11 protein-coding genes are annotated in these 14,702 nt (G+C 45.0%); 3 read left to right on the forward strand and 8 right to left on the reverse strand.

The window, feature by feature from the left end:
- The first annotated feature begins 44 nt into the window (after positions 1-44).
- From G633_RS0107865 to G633_RS17785, 3 genes are read left to right on the forward strand one after another with little or no spacing between them, the layout of a single operon-like run.
- Positions 45-1,526 carry an MFS transporter gene (locus G633_RS0107865; protein WP_026519595.1) on the forward strand — a complete coding sequence of 494 codons (1,482 nt, stop codon included), beginning with the start codon at positions 45-47 and terminating at the stop codon, positions 1,524-1,526.
- Complete coding sequence (locus G633_RS17780) at positions 1,523-2,503, forward strand: alpha/beta fold hydrolase (protein ID WP_051200039.1); 981 nt, start codon at positions 1,523-1,525, stop codon at positions 2,501-2,503. The genes G633_RS0107865 and G633_RS17780 overlap by 4 nt, the downstream gene beginning before the upstream one ends.
- Entirely contained in the window at positions 2,493-5,576 is a 3,084-nt protein-coding gene (locus tag G633_RS17785) for a DEAD/DEAH box helicase (RefSeq protein WP_051200042.1), read from the forward strand. The genes G633_RS17780 and G633_RS17785 overlap by 11 nt, the downstream gene beginning before the upstream one ends.
- On the opposite strand, the gene G633_RS0107880 is transcribed toward G633_RS17785, so the two are convergent.
- From G633_RS0107880 to G633_RS19235, 8 genes are all read right to left on the reverse strand, one after another.
- Positions 5,542-6,054 carry a shikimate kinase gene (locus G633_RS0107880; protein WP_026519596.1) on the reverse strand — a complete coding sequence of 171 codons (513 nt, stop codon included), beginning with the start codon at positions 6,052-6,054 and terminating at the stop codon, positions 5,542-5,544. The two genes, G633_RS17785 and G633_RS0107880, sit on opposite strands and share 35 nt — an antisense overlap.
- A 27-nt stretch (positions 6,055-6,081) precedes the next feature.
- Positions 6,082-7,161: a tRNA 2-thiouridine(34) synthase MnmA gene (mnmA, locus tag G633_RS0107885; protein ID WP_026519597.1), complete on the reverse strand. Its 1,080-nt coding sequence runs from the start codon at positions 7,159-7,161 to the stop codon at positions 6,082-6,084.
- The gene (locus G633_RS0107890; protein ID WP_026519598.1) at positions 7,158-8,093 is read right to left on the reverse strand and encodes an exopolyphosphatase; all 936 of its coding nucleotides are present in this window, start codon (positions 8,091-8,093) and stop codon (positions 7,158-7,160) included. Before G633_RS0107890 ends, mnmA begins: the two co-directional genes overlap by 4 nt.
- A gap of 126 nt (positions 8,094-8,219) precedes the next feature.
- On the reverse strand, positions 8,220-8,708 hold the full coding sequence (gene rnhA, locus G633_RS0107895; RefSeq protein WP_026519599.1) for a ribonuclease HI: 489 nt from the start codon (positions 8,706-8,708) through the stop codon (positions 8,220-8,222).
- 79 nt (positions 8,709-8,787) lie between these two features.
- Positions 8,788-10,470 carry a MutS-related protein gene (locus G633_RS0107900; RefSeq protein ID WP_026519600.1) on the reverse strand — a complete coding sequence of 561 codons (1,683 nt, stop codon included), beginning with the start codon at positions 10,468-10,470 and terminating at the stop codon, positions 8,788-8,790.
- A 1-nt stretch (position 10,471) separates the two neighbouring features.
- Positions 10,472-11,773 carry an amidohydrolase gene (locus G633_RS0107905; RefSeq protein WP_026519601.1) on the reverse strand — a complete coding sequence of 434 codons (1,302 nt, stop codon included), beginning with the start codon at positions 11,771-11,773 and terminating at the stop codon, positions 10,472-10,474.
- Positions 11,770-12,600, reverse strand: coding sequence for a purine-nucleoside phosphorylase (locus tag G633_RS0107910; RefSeq protein ID WP_022768331.1), 831 nt, complete (start codon positions 12,598-12,600; stop codon positions 11,770-11,772). The genes G633_RS0107905 and G633_RS0107910 overlap by 4 nt, the downstream gene beginning before the upstream one ends.
- Positions 12,601-12,605: 5 nt before the next feature.
- Positions 12,606-14,675 carry a serine hydrolase domain-containing protein gene (locus G633_RS19235; RefSeq protein WP_051200044.1) on the reverse strand — a complete coding sequence of 690 codons (2,070 nt, stop codon included), beginning with the start codon at positions 14,673-14,675 and terminating at the stop codon, positions 12,606-12,608.
- Between the last annotated feature and the right edge of the window lie 27 nt (positions 14,676-14,702).

Genomic DNA, 14,702 nt, shown 5'->3' on the forward strand with positions numbered 1-14,702 from the left:
ATAAAATATAAGGATAAAATGTATTGTATTTCAGGGGGCAAAATATGGGTAAAAAAGAAAACTATTCTCTACTAAGTCGTAATCTCTACGGTATGGCTGAGTTCTACAGCGGAGGTGCATTTGTCATCATCAACACCTTCTTCACAGCCTTTCTTATCAAGGCACTGGGTATGCCGGCTGCACTTGCAGGTACCATCCCACTTGTGGGAAAGATCTGGGATGCCATAACCGATCCTATCATGGGCAACATCACCGACAGAACGGTGTCAAGATTTGGTCCAAAGAGATTCTATATTCTGGTGGGCGGAATAATATCAGCTCTCACCTTCGTTGTGATGTGGGTCACAATTCCCACTAAGTCGGCAGGCGCTATGTACGCATTCTATCTGTTTATGTACTGCCTTTTCTCCACTGGTTTTACCATCATATCGGTTCCGTATAACGGACTTCTTCCGGATATGATTGATGACTACACCATAAGGGCTAAGTTTTCAAATGTCCGCATGATCTGGTCCACAATAGGTTCCGCTGTCTGTGGCCTTGTTCCGACCTTCATCATAAAAGACAACACCAATCCGGCGCAGTACTTAACCTGTGCGCTTTTGTTCGGATTCCTGTTCTTCGCAACATCCATGGTGACCTTTGCAGGAACCTGGGAACATCCAAAGCCACCTGTTAAGTCCAGCATTGTAGAGAGCTTTCCTCAGGCTATAAGCGTATTCAAGAGCAGATCCTTCAGGCTCTTTATCGGCATATATCTCTTCGGACAGTGTGGTATGGACATCGTTTCAGGAATGGCACTCATTTACTGTGACGACGTTTTAAACGGTTACAATAACGGATGTTTTATAGCTCTTATGGCTACTCTTTTAGCATCTCAGCTGATTGGAATGCTGATCTGGGGCCCTGTGATGAACGTGACATCCAAGAGAACAACAATCCTGATCGGTGCACCTATGAGACTTTTCGCAACGCTTGGTCTTTTATTCGTATCCAAGGAAGGTGCATCCCTTGTTCCGATCCTTATACTCACAGCTATCATAGGACTTGGTAACGCTGCAACTCTGACAAGTATCTTCTCGATCATGGCTGACATGGCTGATGTCGATGAGCTTATCACTTCCATCAGAAGACCCGGCATAGTTTCAGGAATGGCAACCTTTGCAAGAAAGATATCAGCCGGTCTGTCAAACGCAACCATAGGCTTTCTGCTTGCAGCTGTAGGCTATGACTCCTATCTTGCCAACAACAAGATAAGACAGAGCCTCGAGACCCAAAGGGGCATCGTATATATCTTTGTATTTGTTCCAGTGATCCTCATGGCTCTTCTCATTATTGTCGGATATATCTTCCCTCTTACAGGAAAAGAGTTTAAGGTAGTCCAGACAGAGATTGCAAGACGCAAAGGCCAGATAGATACAGAAGCAAACGGTATGGAAAAGAAAATCTGCGAAAAAGTAACCGGCATTTCTTATGACAAACTGTGGAACCCGGCAAATACACTCACTAAGGGAACAAACAAATGACAGACATAAAGTTTCTCGGAGAGGATGACTTCCTTTCTGCAATGGAAAATGAAAATAAAGCATGGTTTGAAAAAGAGGCAGTCTCAGGTACCCACGAGAGCTTTGATGGCACAAGGCTTCGGTATTTTACCATAACACCTGATAACCCCAAAGCTTGCATCGTTGTTGTTCACGGAATGGCTGAATTTATCGGGAAGTACAGAGAATATCTCTGGTATCTGTACAGGGCAGGTTACAAGGTCTTTTTCATGGAACAGCGAGGTCACGGCTATTCAGAGGGCAAGTGCCCCGAGGCAGACGTCATCTATATCGATAGTTATGAAACCTATGTAAAAGACCTGCATCACTTTATAAAAGCTGTAGTAGAGCCCGATTTGGGTGATCTTCCGCTCTTTATGATCGCTCATTCCATGGGCGGATGCACAGGAGCACTTTACCTTGAAGAGCATCCCGAGACTTTTAAGGCAGCTATCCTCAGCTCTCCCATGATGAAGATGAAGGGAGCAGACTATCCGGCGATTCTGGTTACTCTTATAGGGCTCTATGCAAAACTTACAGGTAAGAGCAAAAAGCTTGCGCCTAATCAGAAGCACTTTGATCCTACAGTAACAGTTACAAACAGCAGCGCCATCTCTGCCCCAAGGTTTGAATTCCAGCTCTCAATGCGAAGAGCCGATGAGCACTATCAGACCTGCGGAGCTTCCTTTGGTTGGGCTGTTGCCAGCATGAAGGCTTCGAGAAAAGCAGTTAAGAATGCGGGGAAAATTAAAATCCCGCTAACCGTAATGACTGCAGGTTGCGATCATCTCATCGATCCGGCAGGCTACGAGGCTTTTAAAGAAAAAGTACCCGCCGCCGTTTTTCATCACTATGAAAAATCAAGGCATGAGATCTTCAACGCAGACGAAATTACACGCAAGCAGTATTTCACCGATGTACTCACCACTTTGGACAAGTATCTGAATAATGCAAAATAACAATGACGACAACTTAAGAAACAGCTTTATATCGGGCTCCGGGAGGCGCTTTGTTTCTGATGCCAAGGAGAGTTTCCACTATACCTCCTTTGAGACAAAGAACCTCTTAAAGGCCTACTCACCTGAGATACGATCTCCTCTTTTGTACAAGAAGGGCTCTTTTGTTGAGCTCGAACCCCACGTGGTCCTTACAAAGGATAAGCTTGAGCTAAGCTTTAACATCATCTCCGGCGATACTGGCTATAAGTATGTGCTTAAAGACATCCTGGCGCTCCTTAGTGCCATTCACAACGGCGATACCGTCAGTTATGGAAAACACCTGGAATTTACCCATGACCTGTCAGCTTTCACGGAAAAATCAAGAAAAATCATCCGTTTTCTTATCTCCTATTTCAGAGAGAGACAGCTCAAAGATAATCTGATTCCTTCGGGCTCCACTTCCACGATTTCCTATACCTACGCCAAAGGAAGAGGCAAGCAGATAGAGCTATTTGGGCATGAGATTGATGAGCTGTTTGAGATACTGGATGAAGTCTACTTCTTAAACTCTGACTTCAGGGCAAGATACAGCGATGAAAGACTCCTTGAGATCGTTCGCGTATTTCCGCCCATTGACCTCAACATCGAGACAGACAAAAACGGAATAACCTTTGAAGCCAGCAGATTTACCATGTTTGAGGGCCACTCAAACATATATTTTGAAAGGCGACACAAGCTGCACGTTGTGGACAGCGAAATTTCAGAACCTGTGCTGCCCTTCCTTAAGTTTTTGTCAGCAAGAAGAACAGGAAATGAGCTGTTTGTATCAAACAAGGATCTTACGCTGTTTTCGACAGGTCTTTTCCCTGTTATCGAGCAGTATTTCAATGTAAATTACGGAGGCTTCTCTCCGTCCAAATATGCTCCCGACATGCCAAAGTTCAGGCTCTACATCGACATGCCTGATGAGAATAAAATAACCTGTGAGATCAAAGCCCTCTACAGGGAAGACGAGCCCTCGGAAACAACGGTAAACGTCTTTGAAAATGTAGATAAGACAGATGAAGATATCAGGCGAAATCTATTGCAGGAGAGCCAGATAATCAAGGCTGTGGGAAGATTTTTCGATTCCATAGATGAGAGTCAAAATAAGCTGGTACTATCTCCAAAGCCCGGAGAAGAGGATAATCTCTACACTTTTATATCCGACGACCTCGCTGAGCTGGACAGACTCGGGGATGTATATCTCTCGGATAACATTAAGGCCATCAACATCAGAAAGGCTCCGAGAATTAGTCTTGGCGTATCCGTCGTTTCTGACCTTCTTGAGATTACAATGGTCCCTGAGGACCTTTCGCTTAAAGAACTTGATGACATCCTTAACAGATATGACAGAAAGAGAAAGTACTACCGCCTAAAGAACGGAGATATCCTAAAGCTCACCAGCGAGGACATGGAGCTTATGTACTCTGTAAAGGACGGTCTTGGTCTTACCTCCAAAAGCATTTTGGAAGGTCATGCCTCCGTGCCAATGTACAGAGCTCTTTTCCTGAATGAACTGTCCGAGAAATCATCGGACTACGAATTCACAAAGCTATCAAGGGCAGGCACCTTTAAAAACCTGATCAGTTCCTTCAAGGATCCCGGAAGTTCTGATTATGAAGTCCCTGGGGAACTTGATGATGTTCTTCGCGACTATCAGAAAAAAGGTTATAAGTGGCTAAGAACTCTTAAGGACAACTGCTTTGGCGGAATACTGGCAGACGATATGGGTCTTGGAAAGACGCTCCAGGTCCTTACTCTCCTTCTTTCCTTAAAGGAAGAAGCTAAAAAGGAAGGCAAAAAGCTTGGCTGCTCTCTTATCGTGTGCCCTGCTTCCCTGGTCTACAACTGGCAGCACGAGATAAGGAAATTTACTCCAAGCCTTAAGTGTGAGCTGGCTGTTGGCATAAAGCCCGACAGAGTCAGGGTGACATCTGAAATTGATGAAGAAGAAACAGACGTATTAATAACCTCCTATGATCTTCTGCGCAGGGATATTGAACTGTACAAGTACTTATCCTTTGAGTGCATGATAATAGATGAGGCTCAGTTCATAAAAAATCCCACAACCCAGGTTGCAAGAGCCGCAAAGTCAGTAAGCGCCTCTTTCAGGGCTGCGCTTACCGGAACTCCCATTGAAAACAGGCTCAGCGAGCTCTGGAGCATATTTGATTTCTGTATGCCGGGATATCTTTTTAGCTACAAGGCATTTAAAGAAATTCTTGAGATCCCTGCAATTGCTGAGGGAGATGAAAGCGCAATGCTGCGCTTAAAGAAGATGATCGCGCCTTTTGTTCTAAGGCGCCTTAAAAAGGATGTCCTTACGGACCTTCCGGATAAGCTTGAAGAAAACATCGTAACCCGGATGACCAAGGGTCAGCAGGAGCTCTATAAAGCTCATCTTCAGCAGGTCAAGATGATGGTTTCAACCAAGAGCGATGCGGAGATCAAAAATGACAGGATCATGATCCTCTCAGAGCTTACAAGACTGCGCCAGCTCTGCTGCGATCCCGGCCTTATCTACGATCATTATGACGGAGGTTCTGCCAAGGCTGAGCTCTGCGTAGAGATGATAAAGAGCGCCGCCGAGAGCGGACACAAAGTACTGCTCTTCTCCCAGTTCACTTCCATGTTGGAGAGACTGGTTGCGCTGTTCAAAAAAGAAGGTATATCCCACTATCTCCTTACGGGCTCAACCAAGAAGGAAGATCGTATAAAACTGGTGGATGCTTTCCAGGAAGATGACACCACGGTATTTTGCATATCATTAAAGGCCGGCGGAACAGGTCTTAACCTGACAGCTGCCGATATTGTGCTTCATTACGACCATTGGTGGAATGTTGCTGTAGAGAATCAGGCCACCGACAGGGCCCACAGGATCGGGCAAAAGAATGTGGTGACCGTCTACAGACTCATCATGAAAGATACCATTGAAGAGAGAATAATCGAACTTCAGAACAAGAAAAAAGAGCTGGCTGACCAGCTCCTTAATACAGGTTCACTTAGTGCTCCAAGCCTCACAAAGGAAGAGCTTTTAGAGCTTCTAGGGTGATATCGATGACTTCTTCCATCGTAAAGTCTTTTTCCTCGATGGTGATATCAGCATATTTCTCATACAGAGCGCTTCGCTCATTGTAGAGGGATACAAGGGACTGACCCTCTCTCATGACAACGCCCCTCCGCTTTGCATTGTGCAGGCGCTTTGTAAGAGTATCCATATCGACCTTCAGATAAACCACCTTACCGATGTTCTTGTAGTGGTCCATGGCTTCTTTTCCGTAAACCACGCTTCCTCCGGTAGCAATAACGGTCTTCTCTGTCTCGATCCCGGCATTTATCCTGTTTTCAATCTCAATAAAGCCGTCCACTCCCTCTTCTTCAATGATCTTTGAGAGCTTTTTGCCCTCCTTTTCCTGGATCACGATATCCGCATCCAGAAATCTGTAGCCAAGGATCTTGGCAAGGATTACTCCCATGGTACTCTTGCCTGATGTTGGCATACCGATTAAAACTACATTATCTTTTTTCATAATCCTCCTTAATGAAGTCAGGTTCTCTCAGCCTATAATTCCGCCGCCAAGGACAATCTCCCCATCGTACAAAACTGCACTCTGTCCCGGTGTTATGGCGCGTTGCGGCTCATCAAAGACTATTCTTGCCTTTCCATCTGCAAAGATAGTTGCCGTTGCCGGCTGCTCTTTATGCCTGTAACGGATCTTGGCCTGGCATCTTATGGGCTCACTTGGTGCATCCCCTGTTATCCAGTTAAATTCCCTTACCATTACTTCTTTGTCGAACAGATCCTCATCATCTGCAAGGATGACGCGATTGTTCTCAGTATCAAGGCGCTTTACGTAGAGTCTTCTGTCCGCAGGAATTCCAAGACCTCTTCTCTGACCTATGGTGTAATTTATTATTCCCTCATGAGTTCCAAGGACATTTCCCTGAAGGTCGACAAAATCGCCCTTTGGGTATTCTTTATTCCTGTATCTCTTGATCATGGCTGCATAGTCGCCGCCAGGAACAAAGCAGATGTCCTGAGAGTCTTTTTTATCCTTGTTTACAAAACCGTACCCGGCAGCAATTTCTCTGGCCTCATCCTTGGTCATCTCACCGAGAGGAAAGTACGTATGTGAGAGCTGCTCTTCTGTAAGGTCATATAAAACGTAGCTCTGATCCTTCCTCGGATCTACTGCTTTTAGCAGATAAAAGTGTCCATCTCTCTCCTCGATCCTTGCGTAATGCCCTGTTACGATGTTGTCGTATCCAAGGGCCTTGGCCTTCTCATAGAGGATGTCGAACTTAAGGTATTTATTGCACCTTATGCAGGGGTTTGGTGTCTCGCCCCTCTCATAACTGCACACAAAGGGCTCGATGACATTCTTGGTAAACTCTGCCTCATAGTGGTATATGTTGTACTCTATACCGAGCTTCTCGCAGACAGCCCTTGCATCCTGGGTGTCCTTTAAGCTGCAGCAGGTTCCAAAGAGGTCCTCGCCAATCATATCGTTCTCATAAAGGCGCATGGTACATCCCATGCAATCAAACCCTTTTTTTAACATAAGAGCAGCGGCTACGGAAGAATCCACGCCGCCACTCATAGCTATTAAAGCTTTTTTATTCTCGTTACTCATCATGCGTTAATTTTCTTAATAATCTCCGGCAGTACCTGGTCTATCTTGTCATTGTCTATCTGGCAGGTTCCGGCATTTGCATGTCCGCCTCCGCCATACTCAAGACAAAGATCTCCGATGTTGAAGTTCGATGCCTTATTGATAATAGACTTACCTATCATAACAGCTGTGTTCTGTTTTTTAAAGCCCCAGGCTACATGAACTGAAATTTCTGCCTCAGGATACAGAGCATAGATCATAAATCTGTTTCCGGCATAGATCACATCGCCTGCTGCCTTCTGATCTACCACAACAACCTTTCCCTCCATGTGGGAAATCTCTTTTAGCTGCTGTTTAAAGAGCTCTGACTGCTCATTGTAAAGATCTACTCTCTCCTTGACATCAGGAAGATCCAAAACATCCTTGATATCATGATTTACACAGTAGCTGATGAGCTCCATCATGAGGTCATAGTTGGAAATCCTGAAGTCATGGAATCTTCCAAGACCTGTCCTTGCATCCATAAGGAAGTTCATAAGAACCCAGTCCTTGGGATTGAGGATCTCATCTTCTGTAAAGTCAGCAGAATCACCCTTATCCACTGCAGTCATGATCTCATCGGATATTCTGTCAAGCGCGTATCCGGCTTTCTTGTAATAATTGTAAACCACCCTGGCTGCTGACTTAGCCTGGCCTTCTATGAACCAGTTGCCGTTATCCTTCATGGATGCGTTTCTGATAAGCTCAGACTCATGGTGGTCAAAGCACATAAAAACTCTTGAATCATAAGGCAGATTGGTTGTAATATCGTTACCCGAAAGCTCAATCTTGCCGTCCTGAACATCCTTGGGGTGTACAAACTTGATATCCTCTATCAGGTCACACTCCTTTAAGATCATCGCACAAACCAAACCATCAAAATCACTTCGTGTCACAAGTCTCTTTTTGTCGCTCATATTGCCCCCGATCCTTATGCGTAGCGGTATACAAACAGGTCGTATACCAAGTGAAAAGTGTCCTTATTCAGTATATCACTTTTGATGTAGTTTACGAAATAACAGAAAGCTGTTTTTAATAATAAGTTAATATAGTCCTGCTCCATCGTCGTGTAAAAGAAACTCCGGATCCTGATCAGCTGCTGTAGTAGCCAGCGCATCGCACCTTTCATTCTCGGGATGTCCGTTGTGTCCCTTTACCCAGTTCCATCTTACTTTGTGTGGCTCTACAGCCTTTAAAAGTCTCTGCCAGAGCTCTACGTTCTTAACAGGCTTTTTTCCTGCTGTCTTCCAGCCGTTTTTGACCCAACTCTTTAACCAGCCTTCGTTAAAGCCGCTGATGACGTACTTTGAGTCCGAGTACATTTCTACCTCACATGGCCTGTTAAGACTCTCAAGTCCCACAATAGCGCCCATAAGCTCCATTCGGTTGTTGGTGGTCTTGTCATACCCTGCGCTTATCTCTTTTTCATGTACTTCACCCTTGGGGTCTATATAGCGCAAAACCACGCCGTAACCTCCGGGTCCGTCGGGGTTTCCCCTGGCAGATCCGTCAGAATATATGCTTACCTGCATGTAAAATCTCCTCTCTAAGGAAGTTCTGCTCTCGCTTCGCTCGCCAGAACACGCTCCTACTAAACTCGAGAATACCTCGTTAAGTAGTCACAGCCCAGCTGCCTGTCTTTAAGAATCCGTCCGCCATCTTCTGCGCATTTTCTACGATATTTTCATCATAGCCCAAAACCTTAAGAAGCATGATGGCGTTTCTGGTTGTAGCCGGGCCTTCTTTGAGCTTATAGTCAAATTTGACGTCATTATCCGTCACATCACCCTCAAAATGATATATCTCATAGATGTCTTTCAAAAGAGCTGTCAGCTCAATATCATGAGTTGCAGCAAAGCACTGAACTCCATTCTCAGCAAGGCTCTTAAGAATCTGTGTGGAAGCTGCAATTCTCTCAACAGTGTTGGTTCCGCGAAGGACCTCATCCACAAAGCACAGAACCTTGTTGCCTGAAGTCTTGGATTTATCTACTATCCTCTTAATGGACTTGATCTCAACGATGTAGTAACTCTCTCCCATTGAGATATCATCCTTAAGTGCCATGGATGAATAAATCCTGTAAAACGGAGCACAGTACCTTGTACCAAGCACCGTATGGATTGACTGAGCAAGAATAGTGTTTATGGCACAGGTCTTAAGGAATGTGGACTTACCGGAAGCATTGGATCCTGTTAAAAGAACTCCTTCCTTTGCCTCAATGGTGTTGGCAACTGCCCCATCTATAAGGGGATGGATCAGGTCTTTTGCCACGTAAGTATCACCTGTAAATTCAGGAATAGAATATCCGTTTTCAAAAGAAGCCCTAAAGCAGGCAACGGATACTTCCGCCTCTATCCTTCCTGTGATCTCAAGGATCTTATCAAGCCTGTCCCTCTTTGACATAAGCTGTTTGTACATCTGATTGAACTTGATCAGATCTATATGAGTCACCATGCGAATGTAGTCCAGAAGGAGATCAACCGGATTTCCGCTGGAATTGGTCTGAGCTGATGTAAGAAGAATGGAGGAACCGGCCCTGAAGGAAGAAAACTCTTTTGAGATAGCGTTAAGTTCTCTGATATCCTCTGAGAAAACCTCAGCCCTTATCCCTGAAAACTTATCAATGGATTTGATCACTCTCATGACATATCCGTAAGTTACAAGGTAAGGAGTTATATCACTCTTTATTCTAAAATAAGATACAATCTGTACCAGCATCAGAATAGCAAGTGCTATAAATCCCAACGCAAAGTTTACAAAGCAAAAGCCGATTGCTGCCAGGATCAGGGCAATCATAACAAAATGCCTGGTATTGCCGGCACCTGATATGTTTTCAAGATAGTCGATGTAGTCATATATCGAGTATCTGCTGTTATTGCCGATCTCCCAGAAGATAGTCTGTATCTTTCTTCTGTCCTCATCATTCTCCTTAAGGAAAGTAACCTGTTCTTCAAAGGACTTAAAGTCATCCGCCTGTCTGGGGGACCTTAAGAGATAATAAAGATACTCCTCTCCCGCAGCGGAAAGGCAGTAATTAAGTCTCTTATAAACCCCGTCCATTCCAAGATCATTCCAGGTGATATCGTCAATCTGCGCTTCTTCCGGATGATTCTTAAAAAAGCCTGCGACGTGATCAAGGTCATCTGCCTTATATTCCCTTGCAGGGGGATTTCCGTAATTCTTTATCAGCTTACTTAACAGGTATTTCCTGGCATTGTACTTATCCCTAAGGCCCAGCACAAATGCGATGACTATAAAGCAAACAACCAGGAATATTATCATGTATCCTTCCATATCAGCTGTATAACCTCTTTCCGATTTCCTCAGCTTTGGCGTAGATATCTGCAGGCTCTGCGCCAATATTGAAGTTTCCGTTTTCATAGCGGATGATACCGCCGATCATTGTAAGCTTAACGTTTGACTTACTTCCGCTGTAAACAATATTCTTGACGATATTGTTGATGGGCTGCATGTTGGGCTGATAAAGGTCCAGCATGATGATGTCAGCCTTCTTGCCCTCTGCAAGATAGTCGCAATCATTAAGTCCCATAGCGTGAGAGCCGTTGACAGTTGCCATCTTAAGAACTTCTGATGCGTCAACGCTGGAAGCATCCATGTTCTTTAGCTTGGCAAGTCCTGTCGTTAAGAACATCTCTCTGAACATATCAAGGCAGTTGTTGCTGGCAGGACCGTCTGTTCCGATTGCTACCGGAATACCCTTTTCAAGGTATTTGGAAATAGGCGCAATTCCACTGGCCAGCTTGGTGTTGGAGCCCGGATTGGTCACAGCATAAAGACCTCTCTTCTTCATGATCTCCATATCCTCGTCATCGGTCCATACAACGTGATATCCGCCTCCGCCGTAATCAAACAGTCCCAGAGAATCAAAGAATTTAATGGGAGTCATACCGTATCTCTCGATGCACTCTTTTGTCTCAGACTCTGTCTCCTGAATATGTGCCCAGAAAGGAGCTTTGTATTTTTGAACCAGCTCTGCTGTATTCTCCAAAAGCTCTTTTGAACATGTATACTCAGCATGAAGGCCAAGGATAAATGAGTTGTATTCATCCCTTCCGTTAAGGTCATTGTAATACCCCTCCAGCATCTCCACTGACTGGCTGAAGTTATTGACACAGCTGGTCTGAACGCAGCGCATTCCGCAGTCTCTGAAGGCATCCGCAACGGAATAAGGTGTAAGATACATCTCGAAAACGGCTGTGATTCCGCTGGTAAGATACTCCATGATAGCAATCTTGGACAGATGATAGATATCCTCTGCTGTCATCTTGGCTTCTATGGGGAATATCTGCGTGTTAAGCCAGTCTGAAAGCGGAAGATCATCAGCCTTGGATCTCATCAAAGTCATGGCTGAGTGTGTGTGTGCATTCTTAAAGCCGGGCATAAGGAGATTCTTTTTGCAGTCAATCTCTCTGTCCCATATAAGAATCGAGTCCTTGTGCTCCTCACAGTAGCTAAGGGCCTCTTCTTCTGTTCCAACGAACTGTATAGTATCGCCGTTTACCCAGACTTCGCCGATAAAGATCTCTTTTCCCGGCTCCATTGTCAGAATTCTTGCGTTATAAAATCTTGTTCTCATACTTCAAACCTCTTGATGGACTCAGATACAAGCTTGGTGAAAAGAGGTGCTGCCTTATCTGCAGCCTCCTGAACTTCCTCGTGTGAGAGAGGCTCACCTGAAATGCCTGCTGCCAGATTTGAGATACATGAAACTCCGCAAATGCGCATGCCCATGTGGTTTGCTGCAATTGCCTCGTTTACGGTACTCATGCCTACTGCTGAAACGCCGAGCTTAGCCAGCATTTTGATCTCTGCAGGTGACTCAAATGAAGGGCCTGTGCACTGACAGTACACACCTTCCTTAAGATCGATCCCGTTCTCTTTTGCAACGGCTCTTATCACGTCCTGAAGGTCTTTCTTGTAGACATTGGACATATCGGGGAATCTTGGTCCGAGCTCATCGAGATTTGGTCCGATAAGAGGATTTGGTGCAAAGACTGAGATGTGATCTGTGATAAGCATAAGATCACCTGCGCCAAAACCTTCGCCAAGTCCGCCTGCTGCGTTTGTGAGGAAAAGGATCTTAGCTCCCAGCATCTTCATAAGTCTTGCGGGAAGAACTACATCGCTGATATTGTAGCCCTCGTAAAAGTGGATCCTTCCCTTCATGCATACAATCTTTTTATCTCCAAGATATCCGAAAATGAACTTTCCTGCATGTCCCGGAACTGTTGAAACCGGAAATCCCGGTATATCACTGTATGAAATCTCTGTTTCTATCTTGATATTCTCTGCAAAGCCGCCAAGGCCTGAGCCCAAAACCAGTGCTACATCAGGCTCAAAATCAGTCACCTTTCTCACTGCCTCTTTGCATTTAAGTAGTTTTTCATATACTGCGTTTCCCATAATCATTACCCCTTTCTGTTGGTTTCATCTAATGATATAACATCTGTGTCTTCATCTGCAAATTCTGCTGTTTCAGTCTCATTTATTTCTCCTGTCTCATACATTGTATCAGCATTTATAGCTTCTTCCAGATATGGTGGAAGGTCCGGGTTAAAGAGCCTTCCCTTTATAACAGGTTCAATGGTGTTGTTCACTGCATGAATCACAGCTTCTTTCATACCGCCCTTTACAAACCTTGAAATGATGGCGCTCTCAAAGCCTGTGCCTTCGATGGAGAAGTTCTTTAGCGTATCATGGAGCATGTCTGCACCTGGCGATTCCTGCATCCTTATCTCAATTCTGCCCGGAACTGCCGGATAGATGAAAGTAGACTTTTTATCCACCCTATCTACCGCATCATCCTCAAAGTAGATATTAAATGTGCGCTTGCTGGCTTCCTCCAGAAAATACACTTCATTTCTGATCGTCAGCCTGTTGTACTCGTCTCTGGTGCATACCGAGTCCAGTGATACCTTATAGTTCTCGCAGTGAATGTTGATGTCGCTGGTATATCTTTTGCCTCCAAATCCGCAGCGAAGCTTGTAAATAACCTCTCCTTCATAGATGTCTATGTAAAAAGCGTTATCCTCTGTTAACCTGAAGCCGATCTTCTTCATGCCGTCGGTGAAATTGTTGTGCACTATCTGCATCATCACCGGCATAAAGCCTATTCCCGTGGTCTCAAGGTCGTAAATCTTGCCGTCGAGCTTTTTCAGCCATGTAAGTATCAGCTGGTTCTCATTTCTGATATTGTAGGAGTTTACTGCCGATTTGAAGTCAGTTCTTTTTCCTGAAAAGCTTATGCTCCTGTTTCTGGGAGAGCCTGTGGTCATGCGCACCGTTCTGTTCTTCCAGCCTCCTGAACTGATAACCGGGAAATCTGCTGTTCTTCCACTTACGGACTTGCAGATTGCCTTAAGCTCCGTCAGAGCCCGGAAATCTTCAGGGAGAGGCGCATCAGACACTTCTATGACATTCTTCATTCTGTCACGGATCTTGATGGCCATACTACTGGTCTGGAAGACGTCGCTGTTACCGGCATTGGTCACTATGACCATATCAATATCGGGATAGACAAAGACATTCTGGCCCATCATACCGTTGTAGGCAAAGCAGCCTTCTCTGTCATCATTTATCCATAGCTGGTAGCCGTAATAGGGATTATCTTCTCTACCTGTCTCTATCTGCTTGGTAGTGGACTCAATCACCCACTCCTCGGGGATCAGCTGCTGCCCGTTCCATACACCTTTCTGTAGGTAAAGCTGGCCAAGCTTAGCCATATCCTCAATTCGCATAAAGGCTCCCCAGCCACCTTTGGTGATGCTCTGTGGACAGCTCTCCCAAAAGACTCTCTTGATGCCCATGGGGTTAAATAATCTCTCTTTACAGAAGTCAAAGAGGGACTGTCCCGTGATCTCAGTGACTATGGCAGATAGCATGTAAGTGTTCATGCTGTTGTATTCAAATTTTGTTCCGGGATCGAATTTAAAAGACGCATCCAAAAAGCCTTTTCGCCAGTCATTGCCACTGATGGCACCTATCTCGTTAAAATCAACGCCGCTGGACATATTAAGAAGGTTTCTGACTGTCATGGTCTTTCTGAAGATGCTGAAAGGCCCAAGTCTTGGGCTGAATATATCGCTGAGCCTGTCGTCAAGGGTTAGCTTACCATCGCCCATAAGTATGCCTATGGCCATTCCCGTGATTGACTTACACATGGAATAAGTAACATGCCACATATCCATATCAAAGGGTTCAAAGGCACACTCAGCAATTACCTTGCCATGACGGAGGGCCATAAACTTGTGCATCCTGCACTCCCTGTCCGCCTGAAGGTCCCTGATCAGGTCAGTAAAAAAAGCAGAGCTTACGCCCTGAGCTTCCGGAGAAGTTCTCTCCAAAAACTGTTCATCAGGGAAGGAGAAGCTTGAAAATGCTTTCTTCTGGGGATTAAAATCCACCTTGCTGATCTCGCCGGTCTGCCTGGCGACCATCTTCATTAGAAGCTCTCCAACGTAAAGTTCTGCTCTTGGCATTTATGTTTACCTCCATGAAGGATTCAT

Origin of the sequence: Butyrivibrio sp. FCS006 (genome assembly GCF_000424525.1) — a bacterium.
GTDB lineage: Bacteria > Bacillota > Clostridia > Lachnospirales > Lachnospiraceae > Butyrivibrio.